The following is a 19,586-nucleotide window of genomic DNA, read 5'->3' as shown; positions in this document are numbered from 1 at the left end:
GACCTACTTGAGGAGCTGCCGGGCCATCACCATGCGCTGGATCTGGTTCGTGCCCTCGTAGATCTGGGTGATTTTGGCGTCGCGCATCATGCGCTCCACCGGGAAATCCTTCGTGTAGCCGTAGCCCCCCAGCAGTTGCACCGCGTCCGTGGTGATTTCCATGGCCGCGTCCGAGGCGGCGCACTTCGCGGCGCTGGACAGGAACGTCAGGTCCTTTTGGGGCTCGCCGTTCATCGCCCGCTCCGACTTCGCCGCCGCGTGGTACGTGAGCTGCCTGGCCGCCTCGAGTTTCATGGCCATGTCGGCGATCATGAACTGCAGGCCCTGGAAGTCGGCCACCGGGCGGCCGAACTGCTTGCGTTCCTTGACGTAGCCGATCGCGTAGTCCAGGGCGCCCTGAGCGATCCCCAGGGCCTGGGCGGCGATGGTGATGCGGGTGTGGTCCAGCGTGGCCAGGGCGGTTTTGAAGCCGGTGCCAGGGGCGCCGACCATGCGGGTGGCCGGGATACGGACATTGTCCAGGATCACCTGGCGGGTGGGCGAGCCCTTGATGCCGAGCTTCTTCTCCTTGGGACCGAAGGAGACGCCCTCGTCCGATTTCTCCACGACGAAGGCCGAAATGCCCCTGGCGCCGGCTGACGGGTCTGTCACGGCCATCACGGTGTAGTACTCCGAGACCCCGGCGTTGGTGATCCACATTTTGGTGCCGTTGAGCACGTAGTGGTCGCCGTCCTGTACGGCCTTTGTCTTCATGGCCGCCGCGTCCGAGCCCGCCTCCGGCTCCGACAGCGCGTACGAGAACATGGCGTCGCCGCTCGCCACCCCGGGCAGGTAGCGGGACTTCAGCTCCTCCGAGGCCGACAGGAGGAGGGGGACCGTGCCGAGCTTGTTCACGGCGGGGATCAGGGACGAGGAGGCGCAGGCACGGGCCACTTCCTCGATGACGATGACGGTGGCCAGAGCGTCCGCCCCGGCGCCCTCGTACTGCTCAGGAATGTGTACGGCGTGCAGGTCCGACGACACGAGCGCCTTGTAGACGTCCCAAGGGAACTCCTCGGTCTCGTCGGCCGCGGCGGCGTGCGGGGCGATCTTCTCGTCGGCCAGGGCCCGGACCGTCTCCCTGAGCAGGTCGTGCTCTTCGGCGGGCGCGTAAAGAGGGAAGCTCATGCGCTAGATACTAGGATGTCCGAGCATTTGTTACCAGCTAGTACGGTTTGCGAAGAGGTGCAGGTGGCACGTAGGAGAGCGAGGACCGGTAGCATGCCTGCGCGACCGAAAGGAGCTCACTCGTGCCATATCGCCTCACGGTGATCGGGACCGGATACCTGGGCATCACGCATGCGGCGTGCATGGCTGATCTTGGATTCGAGGTCCTTGGCCTTGATATAGACGCAGACAAGATCCGCCAACTGAACCAAGGTGAGCTTCCGATCCATGAGCCCGGGCTCGAACCGGTGCTCCGCCGCGGGCTCGAATCCGGCCGTCTTCGCTTCACCACCTCCTACGAGGAAGTCGCCGCCTTCGGCGACGTGCACTTCATCTGCGTGGGCACACCGCAGAAACGCGGCGAGTACGCCGCGGACGTCACGTACATCGACAGCGCCATCGAGACCCTCGCCCCGCTCCTCGACCGGGAGTGCCTGGTGGTCGGCAAGTCCACCGTGCCCGTCGGCACCGCCGAGCGGCTCGCGGACAAGCTCGCCCGGCTCTCCCCCGCCGGAGGCCAGGCCGAGCTGGCCTGGAACCCCGAGTTCCTGCGTGAGGGGTTCGCGGTCGAGGACACCTTGCGCCCTGACCGCATCGTGCTCGGCGTTCGCACCGAACGAGCGGAGAAGGTGCTGCGCGAGGTGTATGAGCCGCTGGGCGAGGTTCCGTTCGTGGTGACGGATTTCGCCACCTCCGAGCTGGTCAAAACTGCCGCCAACGCCTTCCTCGCCACCAAGATCTCCTTCATCAACGCCATGGCCGAGGTCTGCGAGGCCGCTCACGCCGACGTCAAGCAGCTCTCCGAGGCGCTGTCGTACGACGACCGGATCGGCGGGCGGTTCCTGAACGCGGGGCTCGGGTTCGGCGGCGGCTGCCTGCCCAAGGACATCAGGGCGTTCATGGCGCGGGCCGGGGAGCTGGGCGCGGATCAGGCGCTGACGTTCCTGCGCGAGGTGGACGCCATCAACAAGCGGCGCCGTGCCCGCATGGTCGACCTGGCGAGGGAGCTGGCCGGAGGCTCGTTCCACGGCTGCACGGTGGGCGTGCTGGGCGCGGCATTCAAGCCCAACTCGGACGACATTCGCGACTCCCCCGCGCTGGACGTCGCCGTGACCATCGGCCACCAGGGCGGACAGGTCACCGTGTACGACCCGATCGCGCTCGGCAACGCTCGTAAGGCTCACCCCGAGCTGAACTATGGCGAGTCGGCCCTTGAGGCGGTCCGCGGGGCACACGTGGTGCTGCTGCTCACGGAGTGGCAGGAGTTCGTGGAGCTCGATCCGGAGGAGCTGGGCGCGGTGGTCGCGACCCGGCGCATCGTGGACGGGCGTAACGCCCTGAACTCCGAGACGTGGCGGTCCGCCGGATGGCACTACCGCGCCCTGGGCCGCCCCTAGCTCTGCAGGGGCCGGGCGGCCGCCCTAGCTCTTCAGCTGGGCGGCCTCCGCGCGGAGCTTCTCGCCCTTGGCGTACGCCTGCTCCTTCAGCCGCGCCTGGAACTCCTCCATGCGCTCCCGCAGCTTCACGTCCGACGCGGCGAGGATGCGTACGGCCAGCAGCCCCGCGTTGCGAGCGCCGCCCACCGCCACCGTGGCCACCGGCACCCCGGCGGGCATCTGGACGATCGACAGCAGGGAGTCCATCCCGTCGAGGTATTTGAGTGGCACCGGCACCCCGATCACCGGCAGCGGCGTGACGGAGGCCAGCATCCCGGGCAGGTGCGCCGCCCCTCCAGCCCCGGCGATGATCACCTGGAGGCCGCGGGAGGCGGCGCTGCGGCCGTACTCGATCATCTCGGCGGGCATGCGGTGCGCCGAGACCACGTCCGCCTCGAAGGGCACGCCGAACTCGGCGACGGCCTCCGCGGCGAGCTTCATCACCGGCCAGTCGGAGTCGCTCCCCATCACTATGCCGATGGTCATGTGTACTCCCCGGTGGTGAGGTAGACGGCGGCGTGGTGGGCGCGGGCGCGGACCTCTTCGAGGTTGGAGCCGAGGGCCGTCACGTGGCCGATCTTGCGGCCGGGACGCACTTCCTTGCCGTAGAAGTGCAGCTTGATGCCCGGATCGTGGGCCAGCACGTGCTCGTACCGCTTGAACAGGTCGGGCTCCTCGCCCCCGAGCAGGTTGGCCATGACGACGACCTGGGCGGTCATCTTGGGTGAGCCGAGCGGCAGGTCCAGCACCGCCCTCAGATGCTGCTCGAACTGCGACGTCGTCGAGCCCTCGATCGTCCAGTGGCCGCTGTTGTGCGGGCGCATGGCCAGCTCGTTGACCACCAGCCCGTTGGGGGTGTCGAACAGCTCCACCGCCAGCAGCCCGGTCACGCCCAGCTCGTGGGCGATCTTCAGGCCGATGCGCTGCGCCTGCGCCGCCCCCTCGGGGTCCAGCCCGGGGGCGGGCGCGATGACCTCCACGCAGATGCCGTCCTGCTGCACGGTCTCCACGACCGGGTAACTGACGCCCTGCCCGTGCGGCGAGCGGGCCACCAGCACCGCGAGCTCCCGCTCGAACGGCACGAACGCCTCGGCGAGCAGCTCGACTCCGGTCGCGAACGCCTCCGCGACGTCCTCCGGGGACCGGCACACCCACACGCCGCGGCCGTCGTAGCCGCCGCGCACCGACTTCAGCACCACCGGCCAGCCGTGCTCCTCCGCGAAGCGCGAGGCCTCCTCGGCCGACGACACGCGCGCCCAGGCCGGGCAGGGCACGCCGATCGCGGTCAGCCGCTCGCGCATGACCGCCTTGTCCTGGGCGTGCACGAGCGCGTCGGCACCGGGATGCACGGCGTGGCCGGCGGCGGCCAGGGCCCGGATGTGCTCGGTGGGAACGTGCTCGTGGTCGAACGTGATCGCGGCGCAACCCTTGGCGAACTCGCGTAGATCGCCCAGATCGCGGTAGTCTCCGATGCGCGTGTCGACGATCACACGTGCGGCGCTCTCTTCAGGGGTGTTGGCCAGCACCCGCAGCTCGATGCCGAGCGCAATGGCGGGCGGCTGCGACATCCTGGCCAGCTGGCCCGCGCCGACGATGCCGACGACCGGTCCGATGGGGCTGTAGGAACTCACGCCAGGTGAGCTTACCGGGACGGAACGACTTTCCCGGACGCTCCCGGGCTGGGCGGCCGTTCCGGGTCGCCTTCGCAGGCACGACCGCCCAGCGCTCTCCCCTGCCCGCGTATGCCGGATGGCACGGGAGGTTGCAACGCAGCGTAATGCCCGTCTTTCGTAAATGCCGGGCATAGGACGGTATTTCTAAGCAGGATGTTCGCGAGGCGGACTTCGACCCTACATCGTGACCGGTACGCTGAAGGGGTCAGGCGCCGCGAGGGAGAGGACCGAGCAGAGACGTGAATGTCGTAAGACGCCTCTACGAGCGGTTCGCGGCCCTCGTCTATGAGCTGGCGAAGTTCGGCAGCATCGGGGCCATCGCCTTCGTGATCGACTTCGGCATGCTCAATCTCTGCAACGTCGTTGTGGGATTGGGCCCGCTGACGTCCAAGGTCGTGGCGACGGCGATCTCCACGACGTTCGCCTACCTCGGCAACCGCTTCTGGACCTTCCGGCACCGCGAGCAGAGTGGGCTGGGGCGCCAATATTTCCTGTTCTTCCTGCTCAATGGCATCGCCCTGCTGTTCGGCATGCTGACGATCGGGTTCACCACCTACACCCTCGACCGGCACGACGCCCTCAGCATCAACATCGCCAACATCGTGGGCGTCGGGCTCGGCACGCTGTTCCGCTACTGGTCGTACAAGAAGTGGGTGTTCCTGGAGGCCACCGAGCCCATCCCGGTGGAGCTGCCCGAGGCCGGGGTCAAGCAGGACCGCTGACCACCCTGCCCCTGTTGCCGTCGTCCTCCACCGGGCGCAGGAAGATGGCGAACGTGGCGGGGCGGCGCCGTACCAGCTCCAGCCTGCCGCCGTCGGCCGCGGCCAGCGCGCGGGCGAGTGTCAGCCCCAGGCCGGTGCCCCCGCCGCCGCTGACGTTCCGTTCGAAGATCTTGGGGGCTATCTCGTCGGCGATCCCCGGGCCCTCGTCCGAGACCTCGATCACCACGTAGTTGTCGCCGCTGGTGGTCGTGACGGTGACGGCGCCGCCGCCGTGGCGCAGGGAGTTCTCCAGCAGGGAGGCGATCACCTGGCCGAAGCCGCCGGTGGTGGCCAGCGCCTTCAGGCCGCGCCCGCCTTCGAGCCGCAGGAGGCGTCCGGCGCCCTTGAACACCGGGTCCCACTCCCTGATCTGCTGGATGAGAACCTCGTCGACGGCGATCGGCCCGGCCTGGGCGTGTCGCTGGCGCCGGGCCGCGGCCAGCAGCTCGTCGATCACGGCGGTGAGCCGCTCCGCCTGCACGATCGCCGCCTCACCCTCCTCTCTTACGACTTCGGGCTCGTCCGCGGCGGACACGATCTCCTCAAGGCGCATGGTGAGACCGGTCAAGGGGGTGCGGAGCTGGTGGGAGGCGTCGGTGGCGAACTCGCGCTCGCGGGTGAGCAGGTCGGAGATACGGGTCGCGCTGCGGTCGAGCACCTGCGCCACCCGGTCCAGTTCGGGGATGCCGTAGCGGTGTTTGCTCGGCCGTGCGTCGCCCGAGCCGAGCCGTTCGGCGATCTTCGCCAGGTCCTGAAGGGGTAGCGTCAATCGCCGGGACTGTACGACGGCCAAGCTCACGGCCACCGCAAGGGCGGCGACGGCCAGGGCCACGATGAGCAGGAGACGAGCCCGTACATCCTGCTCGACCTTATCCCTGTCGCGACTTATCCGAACGTAGACGCCGGTGTTGGTCTGCGCGTCCTCAGTCATGAGGTGACCGGACGGCGGCGCGGTGCCGACGACGGTCACCCTGAGGGGGGTTCCGCGCTCCCATATCTGTATGTACCGGCCCGGGTATTTCTGTTCCAGCTGCTGGGGGTCGAGCGGTGTCTCCTGAACACGGGCATACTCGACCTCTCCCACGAGGCGTTTGGCTTCCGCCCCGAGCTCCTGAGCCGCCTCGTCGACGATCAGACGACTGACGACGACGCCCAGGGGGACCCCCAGCAGCAGGACCGCGATGACCGCGACGAGCAGCGTGGAGGAGAGCAGTCGGCGGCGCATCTCCTACTCGCGTTCGAACCGGAAGCCGACTCCCCGGACCGTAGTGATGTAGCGCGGTTTCGCGGCGTCGTCGCCGAGCTTGCGGCGCAGCCAGGAGATGTGCATGTCGAGTGTCTTGGTCGAACCCCACCAGTTCGTGTCCCAGACCTCTCGCATGATCTGCTCGCGGGTGACGACCTTCCCGGCGTCACGTACGAGCACGCGCAGCAGGTCGAACTCTTTCGTCGTCAGATGCAACTCCTTGTCTCCCATCCACGCACGGCGTGAATCGGCGTCGATACGCACGCCCTGGACGACGGGCGTCTCGGAGGTGCCGCGGCGGAGCAGCGCGCGTACCCGGGCGAGCAGCTCAGCCAGCCTGAACGGTTTGGTCACGTAGTCGTCCGCGCCGGCGTCGAGTCCGACGACCGTGTCGACCTCGTCGACGCGGGCTGTGAGAATCAGTACCGGGGTGCCGTGCCCCTCGGCCCGGATCCGGCGGGCGACCTCCAGCCCGTCCATTTCGGGCAGGCCGAGATCAAGAACTATGAGGTCTATACCGCCCGACAGTGCCCGCTCCAGTGCTTGCGGGCCGTCCGGGCTCACCTCGACCTGGTAGCCCTCGCGGCGTAGCGCACGCGCGAGCGGCTCCGAGATCGAGGTGTCATCCTCGGCGAGAAGTACGCAGGTCATGAAGCGATCGTAGGACCTTAGGCGATCGTTTCCCGGGTACAGCGCCGGGTTTGACTCGTCGTTGACCTATCCATTGACCTGGGCAAACGCGGCTAAATATCGGTTAGTCCGGATTAAATTACCGCTGTTGGGAGGGGTAGCGGGACGCGCCGATCATGGCGTTAGCGTTCCGCGTCATGACCAACCCTCCCGATGATCTTACCCTCGGGCACGACACGCCGGCGACCGGTGGGGAGAGCCGGGCTGTCCCCGATCAGAACAAAAGGGGAATTGCGCGCGTCTCAATGATCAACAGCTCGCAGAAAGGTCATCGACGTGGTTGCCATTCCCAAGAAAATCTTCGCCGTCGCCGCGACCGCCGCCATGGCGCTGTCCCTGGCCGCCGCTCCCGCCTCGGCGGCGAGCAGGTCGCGCCTGATGAACGCCGCCACCGGGCTCTGCCTGGCCGTGGGCAAGAGCGAGGTGAAGGCGGGCAAGAAGGTCATCCAGTGGACGTGCTCCACCAACAAGGACCAGCAGTGGATCTACAAGGGGCGCAAGCTCATCAACGCCAAGACCGGCATGTGCCTGGCGATCGCGCGCGGCGCCCAGGTCAAGGGCAGGTACGCGATCCAGTGGCCGTGCACCGACGGCGGTCTCGAGCAGGAGTGGATCTACGACAACCAGCAGCACCTGCAGAACAAGGCCACCGGGATGTGTCTGGCGGTCGGTAAGAGCGAGCGCAAGCCGGGCAAGTGGATCATCCAGTGGACCTGCAAGGACATCTCCGACCAGGTCTGGATCATGCGCTAGAGCCGGCTTTCGGGTGGGCTTCGGCAGGCCCACCCGGCAACCGTGGTCAGTCGTCGGACGGCGACGGCGGCTCGGCGTAGCGGGCCAGGTAGAGTTGCTCGCCCAGGCTCCGGATGAGCTCGAGCTCCGTCTCCAGGTAGTCGATGTGCTCTTCCTCGTCCTCCAGGATCTCCTCGAAGATCCGGGCGGAGGTGATGTCGCCCTTCTCGCGCATGAGCGCGATCGCCGGGCGCAGGCGCTGCACGACCGAGAGCTCGACCTCGAGGTCCGCCTTGAGCTGCTCCTCGACGGTCTGGCCTATGTGCAGCGTCCCCAGACGCTGGTAATTGGGCAGGCCTTCGAGGAAGAGGATGCGATCGGTGAGGCGCTCGGCGTGGCGCATCTCCTCGAACGACTCCGCGCGTGTGTGCTCGGCGAGCTTGGTGTATCCCCAGTTCTCCTGCATCTTGGCATGAAGGAAGTACTGGTTGATCGCGGTGAGCTCAGCGGTCAGCTGCTCGTTGAGCAACTCGATGATCTGCTTGTCGCCCTGCATGAAACGGGCCTCTCGCTATGCGGTCGTCAGTTCTTCAGACCTTTTCAGGATCGCACAGATCTTCCGCACACATCGGGCACAGTCACCACCGGCACCAGTGGTGTCGCGGATCTGCTTCGCGCTCGTGGCCCCGGCGGCGATGCAGTCGTGCACCTCATTCTCGGTCACAGCACGACAAATGCACGCGTACATCTGGGGGCAGGCCTCTCGACAAGCGGAACTAAGGTGGTGGCGCCTTTAGGTTAGGCACACCTAAGGTAGCTCACTTTGGTAAGGCTTGCCTACGTTAGTTAGGCCACACTCGGCTATCTGAGCTGTGAAGCCTCCGCGCCGATTGTGGTCGAGTCGCCGTGCCCCGTGTGCACGACGGTCTCAGGTGGCAGCTTCAGCAGCCGTTCCCTGATCGACTCCATGATCGTGTCGAACGAGCTGTACGACCGCCCGGTCGCCCCGGGCCCGCCCTTGAAGAGGGTGTCGCCGCTGAACAGGGCCCCGAGGTCCGGCGCGTACAGGCACACCGCCCCGGGCGAGTGACCGGGCGTGTGGAGCACCTCCAGCGCGATCCCGCCGACCTCGATCTTGTCCCCGTCGGCCAGCGGCTGGTACGGCACCGCGTCGCCGTACTGCTGCTCCCACAGCACCTGGTCGGCGGGGTGGAGCCGGATCGGCGCGCCGGTGAGGTCGGCGAGCGGCTTGGCGGCGTTGATGTGGTCGTTGTGCGCGTGGGTGCAGACGATGGCCTTGACCGTGCGCCCGCCCACCCGCTCGGCGATCCGGGCGGCGTCGTGGGCCGCGTCGATGACGATGACCTCGCGGGCGCCGCCGACCAGCCAGACGTTGTTGTCGACGTCCCAGGTGCCGCCGTCCAGCGAGAACGTGCCCGAGGTGATGACTCTGTCGATCATCAGAACGTCACCACCGAGCGCAGCACCTCGCCGCGGTGCATCTTCGCGAACGCCGCCTCGACCTGGTCGATCCCGACCGTCTCGGTCACGAACTTGTCGAGCGGCAGCCGGTTCTGCAGGAACAGGTCGATGAGCATCGGGAAGTCGCGCGACGGCAGGCAGTCGCCGTACCAGGAGGACTTCAGTGAGCCGCCGCGTCCGAAGATGTCGAGGAGCGGGAGCTCAAGGGTCATCTCGGGGGTGGGGACGCCCACCAGGACGACCGTGCCGGCCAGGTCCCGGGCGTAGAAGGCCTGCTTGTACGTCTCCGGGCGGCCCACGGCCTCGATGACGACGTCGGCGCCGAAGCCGCCGGTCAGGTCGCGGATCGCCGTCACCGGGTCGTTCTCGCGGGAGTTGACGGTGTGGGTGGCGCCGAAGTCGCGGGCCCAGGCCAGCTTGCGGTCGTCCACGTCCACGGCGATGATCTTCGCGGCGCCGGCCAGCGAGGAGCCGAGGATCGCGGCGTCCCCCACGCCACCGCAGCCGATGACGGCGACGGAGTCACCGCGGCTCACCCCGCCGGTGTTGATCGCGGCGCCGAGGCCCGCCATGACGCCGCAGCCCAGCAGGCCCGCGACCTGCGCGGGCGCCTCGGCGGAGACCTTGGTGCACTGCCCGGCGGCGACCAGCGTCTTCTCCAGGAACGCGCCGATGCCCAGCGCCGGCGACAGCTCCGTGCCGTCCTTGAGCGTCATCTTCTGGGCGGCGTTGTGGGTGTTGAAGCAGTACCAGGGCCGGCCGCGCAGGCACGCGCGGCACTGTCCGCACACCGCGCGCCAGTTGAGGATCACGAAGTCGCCGGGGGCCACCTCGGTGACGCCGGGGCCGACGGCCTCGACGACGCCCGCCGCCTCGTGCCCGAGCAGGAACGGGAAGTCGTCGCTGATCCCGCCCTCGCGATAGTGCAGGTCGGTATGGCAGACCCCGCAGGCCTGCACGTTCACGACCGCCTCGCCGGGGCCGGGGTCCGGCACCACGACCGTTTCGAGTGAGACTTCCTGGCCCTTGGCTCGGGCGATGACGCCCTGCACTTCGTACGGCATGCCAGCCATCTTGTGTCAGGAGGATGATCTCCGCAAGACATAGGGCTGCACCACGCCGAGGCCCCTTGCGGGACGACGTCTGATCTTGTGGATCTCGAACCCGTCGAGCCCCTCGGCCAGCGAGGAGTCGACCAGGATCGTGCCCGGCCTGGCGATGGCGGTGAGCCTGGCGGCCAGGTTGACGGTGGTGCCGAACACGTCGCCCATCGTGGGCAGGACGGGCCCGTACGCCATGCCGATGCGCAGCTCGACACCCGACTCGACCAGGTCGAGCGCGATCTCCGCGGCCTGGGCCGCGGTCGGCGCGGTGAACAGCACCTCGTCGCCCAGCGTCTTGACCAGCCTGGCGCTGTGGGAGGTCACCACGTCGGAGGCCCGCGCCTCGAACCCCTCGACCAGCTCGGCCAGCTCCTTCTCGTCGAGCTCGCGGGCACGCCTGGTGAACGACACCAGATCCGCGAACCCCACCGCCATCGACACCCGTGTCGGCACCAGCTCGTCGTTGCCGTCGGCGATGGCCAGCAGCCGGGTGCCGGCGGCGGCGAGCTGGGCCCGCCAGACATGGATCAGCACCTGCTCGAAATCGGGCCTCAGCTCCAGCGCCGCGTCGAGCACGTGGGCCAGGTCGTCCTCCGAGGGCTCCTGCGGCAACATCGCGCCGATGATGATCTCGGCCTGCCACTGAGCCAGCCTGGCCGTGGTCTGGCCGAGCGCGCGGGCCATGCGGATGACCGTCTGCTCGTCGAGCACGCCGCTGTCGAGCATCCTGCGCACCCGGCGCAGCGCGTCGACGTCGGCGTCGGTGAACGCCACGGCGCCGTCGGCCGGCTGCGCGAACCCGAGCGCGCGCCAGATGCGCTCGGCCAGCTCCTGCGGCACGTCTGCTTTGTCGGTGATCTGGTCTTTCGTGAAGCGGGCCGGCGCGCCGACGAGCATCCGCTCGATCTCCTCGGCGGTCGGCCTGCCACGACTGGAACTGCTCACGCGTCAGCGGCCGTCGATATCGCCGTCGGAGGCGTCCTCGACGAGCCTGAACAGGTCGGTGCGGACGTCCTGGATCCTCGGGATGTCGCGCAGCACGATCTCGCCCCGGTCGCCCGCCGACTCGACGGTCAGCGTGCCGCACCCCAGCAGACGCTCGGGGAACGTCTGGTCGGAGCTGACCGTGTTGACCTTGGCGATCGGGATCTCGTCGGTGGACTTGTTGAGCACGCCCATGCTGATCGTGAATCGGTGGGTGGTGAGCACGTAGCCGGTGTTCACCCAGCGCAGGTACGGCACGAGCGTATAGATCGTCAGCAGGATGAGGCCGATGACGACGGCGGCGATCCTGGCGTAGAAGGCGTACTCCCACTCGCCCGGGATGAAGAACAGCGCCGCGCCGACGGCCCCGACGATGAGGATCAGCGCGAGGAAGGGGCCGATGAGCCGCTTCCAGTGGGGGTGGAAGGATCGGACGCGCTGCTCACCCTGCGTCAGATGGTGGTCGGGAAGGGTCATGGCCCAAATCGTGCCATCATCGCCGCCCGGCGGCCATGCTCATTCCGCTGGACGTACATGTACGACATCTCCGGCGCTCAGTGTGTAGCGCTCGCCCTCCGACTCCACCTGCAGGTGCCCGGCCGGGTCGATGCCCGTGGCCAGCCCGATCACCGCCTGCTCTCCCGGCAGCTCCACCCTGACCCGCCGCCCTACCGTGGCACTGGCCGCCAGGTACGCCGAGCGCAGCCCCGACGTCTCCGCGTCGCCATCGGCCGCCGTCCACTCCCTGTAGTGGCTCTCGACCTCCCTCAGCACGGCCCTGAGCAGCGGGTCCCGGTCGACGCAGGCCGCCTTCTCGATGGCCAGCGACGTGGCTGTCTCGACGGGCAGCTCCTCCTGCCTGAGCGACACGTTCATGCCCATGCCGATGACGACGGCGTCATCGGCCCGCTCGGCCAGGATCCCGGCCAGCTTGCGCTCGCCGATCAGCAGGTCGTTGGGCCATTTGAGCCGTACGTCCACCTCGGCCAGGCGGCGCACCGCCGAGGCGGCAGCGACGCCGTACAGGAGGGGCAGCCAGCCCTGCGTGGCGATCGGCAGGTCCGGCCTGAGCAGGATCGAGAACGTCAGGCCCGCGCGCGGCGGCATCGACCAGCTGCGCCCGAGCCGGCCGCGGCCCGCGAGCTGCGACTCGGCCACCAGCACCGCCCCCTCACGCGCTCCGCCGACGCCGGCCTCGGCGAGGTCGGCGTTGGTGGAGCCGGTGCTCTCCACGACAGTGATGCCCGTCCACAGGGAACCGGGGTGGACGAGCGCGCGGTTGAGCGCCGTCTCGGAGAGCGGCGGGCGTTCGAGGTCGGAATAACGCGAGTCGGGCATCCCCCTATCTTGGCAGGTGGGAGGAAGATAAAGAGATGAGCAAGCCTTTGGATCCGCGTAACTGGGCGTCCTGGCGGCCGTTCGGCATCGGGCTGCGCAAGCCGAACAACTACCTTGAGCTCTGGAAGGCGTTCAAGTCGGTCAAGGGCAACCGGCGCTACGCCTGGCGGATACTCAACCAGGGCACCTGCGACGGGTGTGCGCTGGGCACGCAGGGCATGCGTGACTGGACGATGGACGAGATCCATCTGTGCAACATCCGGCTGCGGCTGCTGCCACTGAACACCATGCCCGCCCTGGACACCTCACTTTTGAGCGACGTCTCGGAGCTCGCGGGCAAGAAGAGCGCCGAACTTCGCGAGCTGGGGCGGTTGCCGTACCCGATGCTCCGCAAGCAGGGCGAGCCCGGCTTCACCCGGATCAGCTGGGACGAGGCGCTGCGCATCGCCGCGAACGGCCTGCGCGACGCGCGCTTCGGCGCGTATCTGACCAGCCGCGGCATGCCGAACGAGAACTACTACGCGGCCCAGAAGGCCGTGCGCGCGCTCGGCACCAACAGCATCGACAACGCCGCCAGGATCTGCCACTCGCCCTCGACGGTGGCGCTGAAGCAGACTATCGGCGCCGCGGCCACCACCTGCTCGTACACCGACTGGATCGGCTCCGACCTGATCGTGTTCGTCGGCTCCAACCCGTCGAACAACCAGCCGGTCGCGATGAAGTACCTCTACCACGCCAAGAAGGCGGGCACGAGGATCGCGATGGTCAACGCCTACCGCGAGCCCGGCATGGACAAGTACTGGGTGCCGTCGAACGCCGAGTCCGCCCTGTTCGGCACGAAGATCACCGATGAGTTCTTCGGCGTGAACGTGGGCGGCGACATCGGCTTCCTCAACGGCGTGCTCAAGCACCTGATCGAGAACGACTGGGTGGACAAGGAGTTCGTCGACCAGCGGACGACCGGCTTCGAAGAGCTACGCGCGAAGGTCGCGGGCCAGTCGTGGGACGAGCTCGAGGCGCTGTCGGGGGCGTCCAGGGACGACATGTACCGTCTGGCCAGGCTGCTGGGCGAGGCGAAGTCGGCGGTGCTGGTGTGGTCGATGGGCATCACGCAGCACACGTACGGCGAGGACAACGTCCGCGCGATCGTGAACCTGGCACTGGCCAGGGGCTTCGTGGGGCGGGACAAGTGCGGGCTGATGCCGATCAGGGGGCACAGCGGCGTGCAGGGTGGGGCGGAGATGGGCGCGTACGCGACCGGGCTGCCCGGCGGCCTGCCGATCACGCCAGAAAATGCCGCGAAATTTACGGACATGTGGGGATTCGACGTCCCGACCACGCCCGGCCTGACCGCGACCGACATGATCGACGCCGCCCACAGCGGCGACCTCGACGCGCTGGTGTCGAGCGGCGGCAACTTCCTTGAGGTCCTGCCCGACCCGGCCTACTGCCGCGAGGCCCTGTCGCGGCTCAGGCTCCGGGTGCACATCGACATCGTGCTGTCGTCTCAGATGCTCGTGCCGGGCGAGGGCGACGTGCTGCTGCTGCCCGCGCAGACCCGCTACGAGATGGTCGGCGGCGTGACCGAGACCTCCACCGAGCGGCGGATCATCTTCTCTCCCGAGGTCGAGGGCCCGCGGATCGGCGAGGCGTGGCCGGAGTGGAAGATCTTCACGGAGCTGGCCTCCCGAACACGTCCCGAAATTTCGGCAAAAGTTCGCTTCGCTGGCACCCCGCAGATCCGCGCCGAGATCGAGCAGGCAGTCCCCTTCTACCGGGGCATCGCCGACCTGAGGAAGTTCGGGGACAACGTCCAGTACGGCGGGCGCCACCTGTTCGCCGACGGCCGCTTCCAGACCTCCGACGGGATGGGCAGGTTCTCCGCCGTCGCGCTGCCCGCGCTGAAGCGCCCCGACGGCGCGTTCATGGTGGCCACCAGGCGCGGCAAGCAGTTCAACAGCATGGTCCACGAGCGGCTCGACGGCTTCAACGGCGCACCGCGCGAGGCCGTGCTGATGAGCGAGTACGACGCCGACCGCCTGGGCCTGGCCGACGGCACCCCCGTCGAGCTGCGCTCCGGCGAGCGCTCCTACCAGGGCAAGGTCCTGCGGGCCCCGCTGATGCCGGGCAACCTGCAGATCCACTGGCCGGAGGGCAACGTCCTGCTGGACGAGTCCCGCCGCTCGCCCGACGCGCGGATCCCCGACTACAACGCCCTCGTCACTGTGCGGCCGCTGTGAAGTCGCGCCCGGGACCCACCAGCCGCATCAGGATCAGGGAGCTCTCCGGCTCCGCCGCCAGGGACCGCCGCGACGACCTGGCCACGGAGGAGCCGCTGGAGATCCGCCTCACCGCGCCGGACGGCACGCGCAAGACCGTGGCCATCACCATGCGCACCCCCGGGCACGACTTCGAGCTGGCCGCCGGGTTCCTGCACGGCGAGGGCCTGGTCGGGGCCGGCGAGATAGCGGCCATCGCGTACTGCGTCGACGAGGACCTCCCGCCCGAGGCCCGCTACAACACGGTGACGGTACGCCTGAACGGCCCCATCCCCGACCTGCCCGCCCTCGACCGTCATTTCCTCACCTCGAGCGCCTGCGGCGTCTGCGGCTCGGCCAGCCTGGAGGTGCTGCACGACCGCTGCAAGCCGGTCCCCAGGGGCCTGCTCGAGCTCACTCCCGAGCTCCTGTACGGCCTTCCCGGCCGGCTGAGGGAAGCACAGGGTGTGTTCGGCAAGACGGGCGGGCTGCACGCGGCGGGGCTGTTCTCGGCCGCCGGGACGCTGGTGGCGCTGCGGGAGGACGTGGGACGGCACAACGCGGTGGACAAGCTGGTCGGCTGGGCGGCGCTGACCGGGCGGCTGCCGCTGGCCGAACACGTGCTCATGGTCAGCGGCAGGACCAGCTACGAGATCATGCAGAAGGCCCTGGCGGCGGGCATCCCGGTCGTGTGCGCGGTGTCGGCGCCGTCGTCGCTGGCGGTCGAGCTGGCCAGGGAGTTCGGCATGACGCTGGTGGGCTTCCTGCGCGGCGAGCGCTGCAACGTCTACGCGGGCTCTGAACGGATCCTTGTGGAATAAAGCATTCCGTTCTGATACTCTTGGAACAGAACGAACCGTTCCCCTTCTCAAGAGGAGCTTCGCCGTGAGCATCCGCCCCTTCCGCATCGAGATCCCGCAGGCCGACCTCGACGACCTCCAGGCCCGCCTCGCCCTGACCCGCTTCACGGACGAGATCGCCGGCGCCGACCAGGGCGTCAGCGTCGAGCGAGTGAAGCGCCTGGTCGGCTACTGGCGCGACGGGTTCGACTGGCGCGCGCAGGAGGCCAGGCTCAACGCGTACCCGCAGTTCACCACGGAGATCGACGGACAGAACATCCACTTCATCCACGTTCGCAACGACAACCCCGACGCCCTGGCGCTGATCCTCACCCACGGCTGGCCCGGCTCCATCGTCGAATACCTCAACGCCATCGAGCCCCTGTCACGCCACTTCCACCTGGTCATCCCGTCGGTCCCCGGCTACGGCTTCTCCGGCCCCACCCACGAGCTGGGCTGGAACAACCTGCGCATCGCCAGGGCGTGGGCCGAGCTGATGGCCCGGCTGGGCTACGAGCGCTACGGCGCGGCCGGGAACGACGGCGGCTCGATGATCTCGCCCGAGGTCGGCAGGATCGACCCGGACCATGTCGTTGGCGTGCACGTCACCCAGCTGTTCTCCTTCCCCTCCGGCGACCCGGCGGAGTTCGCCGGCCTCAGCGAGGAAGAGCAGGCGGGGCTCGCCGTGCTCGACTGGTTCTGGAAGGAGAAGGGCGCCTTCAACGTGCTGCACTCCCAGCAGCCGCAGACCCTCGCCCACGCCATCGCCGACTCCCCCTCCGGGCTGCTCGGCTGGCTCGCCCAGCTCTTCGAGGAGGACCTGGACGACGACTTCGTCCTGACCAACGCCTCGATCTACTGGTTCACCGGGACCGCGGGGTCGGCGATCCGGCAGTACTGGGAGAATGCCCGCATGGAGCAGCCCAAGGAGCCCACCACCGTGCCGACGGGGCTGGCGATGGGCGAGGGCGACTTCGCGTCCATACGCCGCTTCGCCGAGCGGGACCACTCCAACATCGTCTCCTGGAAGACGCTGCCGGCCCCGGCGCGCGGGCACTACACCGCGCACACCGCGACCGAGACCCTCACGTCCGACGTCATCGCCTTCTTCGAGGGGCTCGGCTAGAGCGCCGGCCCGCGCTCCTCCGCGACCCGCCGGGGGCGGCGCTGATCGCTCACAGCGCCGCCGGAACCGTGACGGGCCGGCTCAGCCGGTGTTCTGCAGGCCCGCCGCGACGCCGTTGACCGACAGCAGCAGGAGCGTGGACAGGCGCTCGCGCTCCTGCTCCGACGGGTTGCCGGTGCGCAGCGCGCGCAGGGCACGCAACTGGAGGTGCGACAGCGCGTCCACGTACGGGTCGCGGAGCTGGACGGCGCGCGAGAGCACCTTGCGGTTCTCCAGCAGCCGCGTGTGGCCCGTGACCCGCAGCACCAGGTCGCGGGTCCTGTCGTACTCCTCCAGCACCTGCCGGCTGAAGTCGTCCCTGCCGCCGAGCGCCAGGTAGCGCTTGGCGATCGAGCGGTCGGTCTTGGCCAGCGACATCTCCGCGTTGTCGAGCATCGCGTTGAACAGCGGCCACTCCGCGTACGCCGCCCGCAGCTCGTCGAGGGAGCCGACCGAGGCCAGGCCGGTGCCGAGGCCGTACCAGCCGGGCAGGTTGACCCGCGTCTGCGCCCACGCGAACACCCACGGGATCGCCCGCAGGTCGTCGAGCGAGCGGGGCGCGCCGAGGCCGCGGCGCGCGGGGCGCGAGCCCAGGCGGAGCGTGCCGATCTCCTCCAGCGGGCTGACGAGCCCGAACCACTCGGGGAAGCCCGGCGCCTCGGTCAGCGCGCGGTACGCCTCCTCCGACGCCGTGGCCACCTGTTCGGCCAGCCCGCGGAAGCGCTCGGCGGCGGCGGAAGTACGGTCGCTGACGGTGGGCGAGGAGGCCAGCAGCACGGCGTTGGCCACCTGCTCCATGTGGCGGCGGGCGATCGCGATGTGGCCGTAGCGGGCGAAGATGACCTCGCCCTGCTCGGTGACCTTGAACCGGCCCGCGACCGAGCCGGGCGCCTGAGCCAGCACCGCGCGGTTGGCCGGGCCGCCGCCGCGCCCGAGCGCGCCACCGCGGCCGTGGAACATGCGCAGCTTCACGTCGTGCTTGGCCGCCCATGCGGTCAGCTCCTCCTGCGCCTCGTAGAGCCGGAGCGTGGCGGCGGCGGGGCCGAGCTCCTTGGCCGAGTCGGAGTAGCCCAGCATGATCTCCATGCGCCTGCCGGTGGTCGCCAGCCGCACCTGCACCTCGGGAATGTCGAGCATGCCGGTCAGCACGAGCGGCGAATTGGCGAGGTCCTGGCCCGACTCGAACAGCGGCACCACGTCGAGGACGGGAGCCCGCTCACCGAGCGCGTGCCTGGCCAGCTCGTAGACGGCCGCGACGTCGTCGGCCGAGCGGGTGAACGAGACCACGTACCGGGAGCAGGCCGTGACGCCGAACCGCTCCTGGATCCAGGCGATCACCCGGATCGTGGCCAGTACCTCCTCGGTCCGCTCCGACAGCTCGCCGCCGGCCCGCAGCTCCTCCAGGGCCGCCGCGTGCACCTGGGAGTGCTGGCGCACCTCCAGCTCGGCCAGGTGGAAGCCGAACGTCTCGACCTGCCAGATGAGGTGCTGCAACTCGCCGTACGCCTGACGGGGCGCCGAGTCGGCCAGCGACTCCTGCACCAGGCGAAGGTCGGCCAGCAGCTCGGCGGGCGAGCGGTAGGCGAGGTCGAGGTCACGGCGGTGGGTGGCGGCGATGCGCGCGGCCACGAACAGCAGCCACTGCCGGTGCGGCTCGCGCGGCGAGCGGGTGGCCAGCTCGGAGACCACGTCGGGGTAGGCGTCCACGGCCGCGGCCAGCCCCGACTTCAGCCCGGGCGAGGGCGGGGCGAGCTGGACGGAAGCGGTCAGCGTGCGGGCGATGCGCGTGCAGGCCGTCTCGAGAGCCGACAGCACGTGCTCCGACTGGATCTGGATCGTCTCGCGGGTGACCCTGGCCGTGACGTTGGGGTTGCCGTCACGGTCGCCGCCGATCCAGCTGCCGTACCGGATGAACGGCCTGGCCTGCGGCGCGCGGGTGCCGGTGTGCTCGTCGAGCGCCGCGTCCAGCGAGCGGTAGACCTGGGGCACCATGCGGAACAACGTCTCGTCGAAGGCCGCCATGGCCGTGCGCACCTCGTCGAGCGGGTCGAGCTTGGTCGAGCGCAGCTGGGCCGTACGCCACAGGACGTCGATCTCCTCCAGCAGGCGGCGCTTGCTCTCGGCGCGCTCGGAGGCGCCGCGGCCCGGCGCGTTGTACTCGGTGAGCTGGCCGCTGATGCGCTGGATGGCGGTGACGACCGCGCGCCTGCGCGCCTCGGTGGGGTGCGCGGTGAGCACCGGGTGCAGCTCCAGTCCCTCCAGCAGCTCGGTCACGCGCTCATGGCCCAGCTGCTGGACGGCCTGGGCCAGCGACTCGCGCTGGACCCTGCCCTCGGCGTCGCGCTCACGCAACGTGCGGATGCGGTAGTGCTCCTCGGCCAGGTTGGCCAAGTGGAAGTAGCAGGTGAACGCGCGGGCGACGGCCACCGCCCGCTCGATCTCCCATCCCTCGACCATGGCGGTGATCTCGTCGGCGGATACCTCGCCCCTGCGTGCTGCTATGACGGCCTTGCGCAACCGTTCGACGTCTGACAGCAGGTCTTCGCCACCCTGTTCGGCGAGCACCTGGCCGAGCAGTTTGCCGAGCAGGCGCACATCGTGGCGTAGCTCGTCCGGCATCTCGGTAACGGCGGCGCTGCGACGCTCGAACCCCTGGTCAATCATGTTTTGAAG

General features: G+C 69.0%; 19 protein-coding genes. 6 read left to right on the top strand and 13 right to left on the bottom strand.

The genetic code is table 11. The features are described from left to right. Positions 1–3 precede the first annotated feature (3 nt). A complete protein-coding gene (locus ACQPWU_RS07100) occupies positions 4–1,167 on the bottom strand; it encodes an acyl-CoA dehydrogenase family protein (protein ID WP_433437805.1) in 1,164 nt (387 codons plus the stop codon). Positions 1,168–1,289: 122 nt separating this feature from the next. On the opposite strand from ACQPWU_RS07100, the gene ACQPWU_RS07095 reads away from it, so the two are divergent. Further along, complete coding sequence (locus tag ACQPWU_RS07095; RefSeq protein ID WP_433437803.1) at positions 1,290–2,603, top strand: UDP-glucose dehydrogenase family protein; 1,314 nt, start codon at positions 1,290–1,292, stop codon at positions 2,601–2,603. Between the two features lie 24 nt (positions 2,604–2,627). Here the strand turns inward: ACQPWU_RS07095 and purE are convergent, their stop codons facing one another. Together purE and ACQPWU_RS07085 are read right to left on the bottom strand one after the other, a co-directional pair. Then, a complete protein-coding gene (gene purE, locus ACQPWU_RS07090) occupies positions 2,628–3,128 on the bottom strand; it encodes a 5-(carboxyamino)imidazole ribonucleotide mutase (protein ID WP_433437802.1) in 501 nt (166 codons plus the stop codon). Next, positions 3,125–4,273, bottom strand: a complete 1,149-nt coding sequence (locus ACQPWU_RS07085; RefSeq protein WP_433437801.1) for a 5-(carboxyamino)imidazole ribonucleotide synthase — start codon at positions 4,271–4,273, stop codon at positions 3,125–3,127. The genes purE and ACQPWU_RS07085 overlap by 4 nt, the downstream gene beginning before the upstream one ends. A 281-nt stretch (positions 4,274–4,554) precedes the next feature. On the opposite strand from ACQPWU_RS07085, the gene ACQPWU_RS07080 reads away from it, so the two are divergent. Next, positions 4,555–5,037 (top strand): GtrA family protein, encoded by a 483-nt coding sequence (locus ACQPWU_RS07080; protein WP_433437799.1) that lies wholly within the window; start codon positions 4,555–4,557, stop codon positions 5,035–5,037. Here ACQPWU_RS07080 and ACQPWU_RS07075 read toward each other — a convergent pair. Both ACQPWU_RS07075 and ACQPWU_RS07070 read right to left on the bottom strand, forming a co-directional pair. Then, the gene (locus ACQPWU_RS07075) at positions 5,021–6,301 is read right to left on the bottom strand and encodes an ATP-binding protein (protein WP_433437798.1); all 1,281 of its coding nucleotides are present in this window, start codon (positions 6,299–6,301) and stop codon (positions 5,021–5,023) included. The two genes, ACQPWU_RS07080 and ACQPWU_RS07075, sit on opposite strands and share 17 nt — an antisense overlap. Before the next feature lie 3 nt (positions 6,302–6,304). Beyond that, on the bottom strand, positions 6,305–6,973 hold the full coding sequence (locus ACQPWU_RS07070) for a response regulator transcription factor (RefSeq protein WP_012888073.1): 669 nt from the start codon (positions 6,971–6,973) through the stop codon (positions 6,305–6,307). 315 nt (positions 6,974–7,288) lie between these two features. Here ACQPWU_RS07070 and ACQPWU_RS07065 point away from each other — a divergent pair, with 315 nt between their 5' ends. After that, on the top strand, positions 7,289–7,765 hold the full coding sequence (locus tag ACQPWU_RS07065; protein WP_433437796.1) for an RICIN domain-containing protein: 477 nt from the start codon (positions 7,289–7,291) through the stop codon (positions 7,763–7,765). A gap of 46 nt (positions 7,766–7,811) precedes the next feature. On the opposite strand, the gene bfr is transcribed toward ACQPWU_RS07065, so the two are convergent. The 7 genes from bfr to ACQPWU_RS07030 all read right to left on the bottom strand — a co-directional run bounded on the left by bfr (position 7,812) and on the right by ACQPWU_RS07030 (position 12,651). After that, complete coding sequence (bfr, locus tag ACQPWU_RS07060) at positions 7,812–8,300, bottom strand: bacterioferritin (protein WP_433437795.1); 489 nt, start codon at positions 8,298–8,300, stop codon at positions 7,812–7,814. A gap of 15 nt (positions 8,301–8,315) precedes the next feature. Further along, positions 8,316–8,492 (bottom strand): (2Fe-2S)-binding protein, encoded by a 177-nt coding sequence (locus tag ACQPWU_RS07055; protein ID WP_433437793.1) that lies wholly within the window; start codon positions 8,490–8,492, stop codon positions 8,316–8,318. 113 nt (positions 8,493–8,605) lie between these two features. Further along, positions 8,606–9,205 (bottom strand): MBL fold metallo-hydrolase, encoded by a 600-nt coding sequence (locus ACQPWU_RS07050; protein ID WP_433437792.1) that lies wholly within the window; start codon positions 9,203–9,205, stop codon positions 8,606–8,608. After that, entirely contained in the window at positions 9,205–10,290 is a 1,086-nt protein-coding gene (locus ACQPWU_RS07045) for an S-(hydroxymethyl)mycothiol dehydrogenase (protein WP_433437790.1), read from the bottom strand. The genes ACQPWU_RS07050 and ACQPWU_RS07045 overlap by 1 nt, the downstream gene beginning before the upstream one ends. Positions 10,291–10,305: 15 nt before the next feature. Further along, entirely contained in the window at positions 10,306–11,226 is a 921-nt protein-coding gene (locus ACQPWU_RS07040; protein WP_433445169.1) for an adenylate/guanylate cyclase domain-containing protein, read from the bottom strand. A gap of 51 nt (positions 11,227–11,277) precedes the next feature. Next, positions 11,278–11,790, bottom strand: coding sequence for a PH domain-containing protein (locus ACQPWU_RS07035; RefSeq protein ID WP_433437788.1), 513 nt, complete (start codon positions 11,788–11,790; stop codon positions 11,278–11,280). Between the two features lie 39 nt (positions 11,791–11,829). Continuing rightward, positions 11,830–12,651, bottom strand: coding sequence for a biotin--[acetyl-CoA-carboxylase] ligase (locus tag ACQPWU_RS07030; protein WP_433437787.1), 822 nt, complete (start codon positions 12,649–12,651; stop codon positions 11,830–11,832). 35 nt (positions 12,652–12,686) lie between these two features. Here ACQPWU_RS07030 and ACQPWU_RS07025 point away from each other — a divergent pair, with 35 nt between their 5' ends. The 3 genes from ACQPWU_RS07025 (at position 12,687) to ACQPWU_RS07015 (ending at position 16,874) form a co-directional block, all read left to right on the top strand. Next, complete coding sequence (locus tag ACQPWU_RS07025) at positions 12,687–14,891, top strand: FdhF/YdeP family oxidoreductase (RefSeq protein WP_433437786.1); 2,205 nt, start codon at positions 12,687–12,689, stop codon at positions 14,889–14,891. Continuing rightward, a complete protein-coding gene (fdhD, locus tag ACQPWU_RS07020; RefSeq protein ID WP_433437785.1) occupies positions 14,888–15,730 on the top strand; it encodes a formate dehydrogenase accessory sulfurtransferase FdhD in 843 nt (280 codons plus the stop codon). Before ACQPWU_RS07025 ends, fdhD begins: the two co-directional genes overlap by 4 nt. Positions 15,731–15,794: 64 nt before the next feature. Continuing rightward, complete coding sequence (locus ACQPWU_RS07015; RefSeq protein WP_433437783.1) at positions 15,795–16,874, top strand: epoxide hydrolase family protein; 1,080 nt, start codon at positions 15,795–15,797, stop codon at positions 16,872–16,874. Between the two features lie 81 nt (positions 16,875–16,955). Here the strand turns inward: ACQPWU_RS07015 and ACQPWU_RS07010 are convergent, their stop codons facing one another. After that, complete coding sequence (locus ACQPWU_RS07010) at positions 16,956–19,577, bottom strand: phosphoenolpyruvate carboxylase (protein ID WP_433437782.1); 2,622 nt, start codon at positions 19,575–19,577, stop codon at positions 16,956–16,958. Positions 19,578–19,586: the final 9 nt, after the last annotated feature.

This window comes from Nonomuraea sp. CA-141351, assembly GCF_050944675.1.
In the GTDB taxonomy this organism is placed as follows: domain Bacteria; phylum Actinomycetota; class Actinomycetes; order Streptosporangiales; family Streptosporangiaceae; genus Nonomuraea.
Note: the sequence above shows the minus strand (reverse complement) of the source record. Positions and strands in the feature narration are given on the sequence as shown.

Excerpts from the sequence above, each read along its gene's own strand:
- ACQPWU_RS07100 (WP_433437805.1), bottom strand. The coding sequence starts at position 1,167 with ATGAGCTTCCCTCTTTACGCGCCCGCCGAAGAGCACGACCTGCTCAGG.
- purE (WP_433437802.1), bottom strand. The coding sequence starts at position 3,128 with ATGACCATCGGCATAGTGATGGGGAGCGACTCCGACTGGCCGGTGATG.
- ACQPWU_RS07075 (WP_433437798.1), bottom strand. The coding sequence starts at position 6,301 with ATGCGCCGCCGACTGCTCTCCTCCACGCTGCTCGTCGCGGTCATCGCG.
- ACQPWU_RS07070 (WP_012888073.1), bottom strand. The coding sequence starts at position 6,973 with ATGACCTGCGTACTTCTCGCCGAGGATGACACCTCGATCTCGGAGCCG.
- bfr (WP_433437795.1), bottom strand. The coding sequence starts at position 8,300 with ATGCAGGGCGACAAGCAGATCATCGAGTTGCTCAACGAGCAGCTGACC.
- ACQPWU_RS07055 (WP_433437793.1), bottom strand. The coding sequence starts at position 8,492 with ATGTACGCGTGCATTTGTCGTGCTGTGACCGAGAATGAGGTGCACGAC.
- ACQPWU_RS07050 (WP_433437792.1), bottom strand. The coding sequence starts at position 9,205 with ATGATCGACAGAGTCATCACCTCGGGCACGTTCTCGCTGGACGGCGGC.
- ACQPWU_RS07045 (WP_433437790.1), bottom strand. The coding sequence starts at position 10,290 with ATGCCGTACGAAGTGCAGGGCGTCATCGCCCGAGCCAAGGGCCAGGAA.
- ACQPWU_RS07040 (WP_433445169.1), bottom strand. The coding sequence starts at position 11,226 with ATGCTCGTCGGCGCGCCGGCCCGCTTCACGAAAGACCAGATCACCGAC.
- ACQPWU_RS07035 (WP_433437788.1), bottom strand. The coding sequence starts at position 11,790 with ATGACCCTTCCCGACCACCATCTGACGCAGGGTGAGCAGCGCGTCCGA.
- ACQPWU_RS07030 (WP_433437787.1), bottom strand. The coding sequence starts at position 12,651 with ATGCCCGACTCGCGTTATTCCGACCTCGAACGCCCGCCGCTCTCCGAG.
- ACQPWU_RS07025 (WP_433437786.1), top strand. The coding sequence starts at position 12,687 with ATGAGCAAGCCTTTGGATCCGCGTAACTGGGCGTCCTGGCGGCCGTTC.
- ACQPWU_RS07010 (WP_433437782.1), bottom strand. The coding sequence starts at position 19,577 with ATGATTGACCAGGGGTTCGAGCGTCGCAGCGCCGCCGTTACCGAGATG.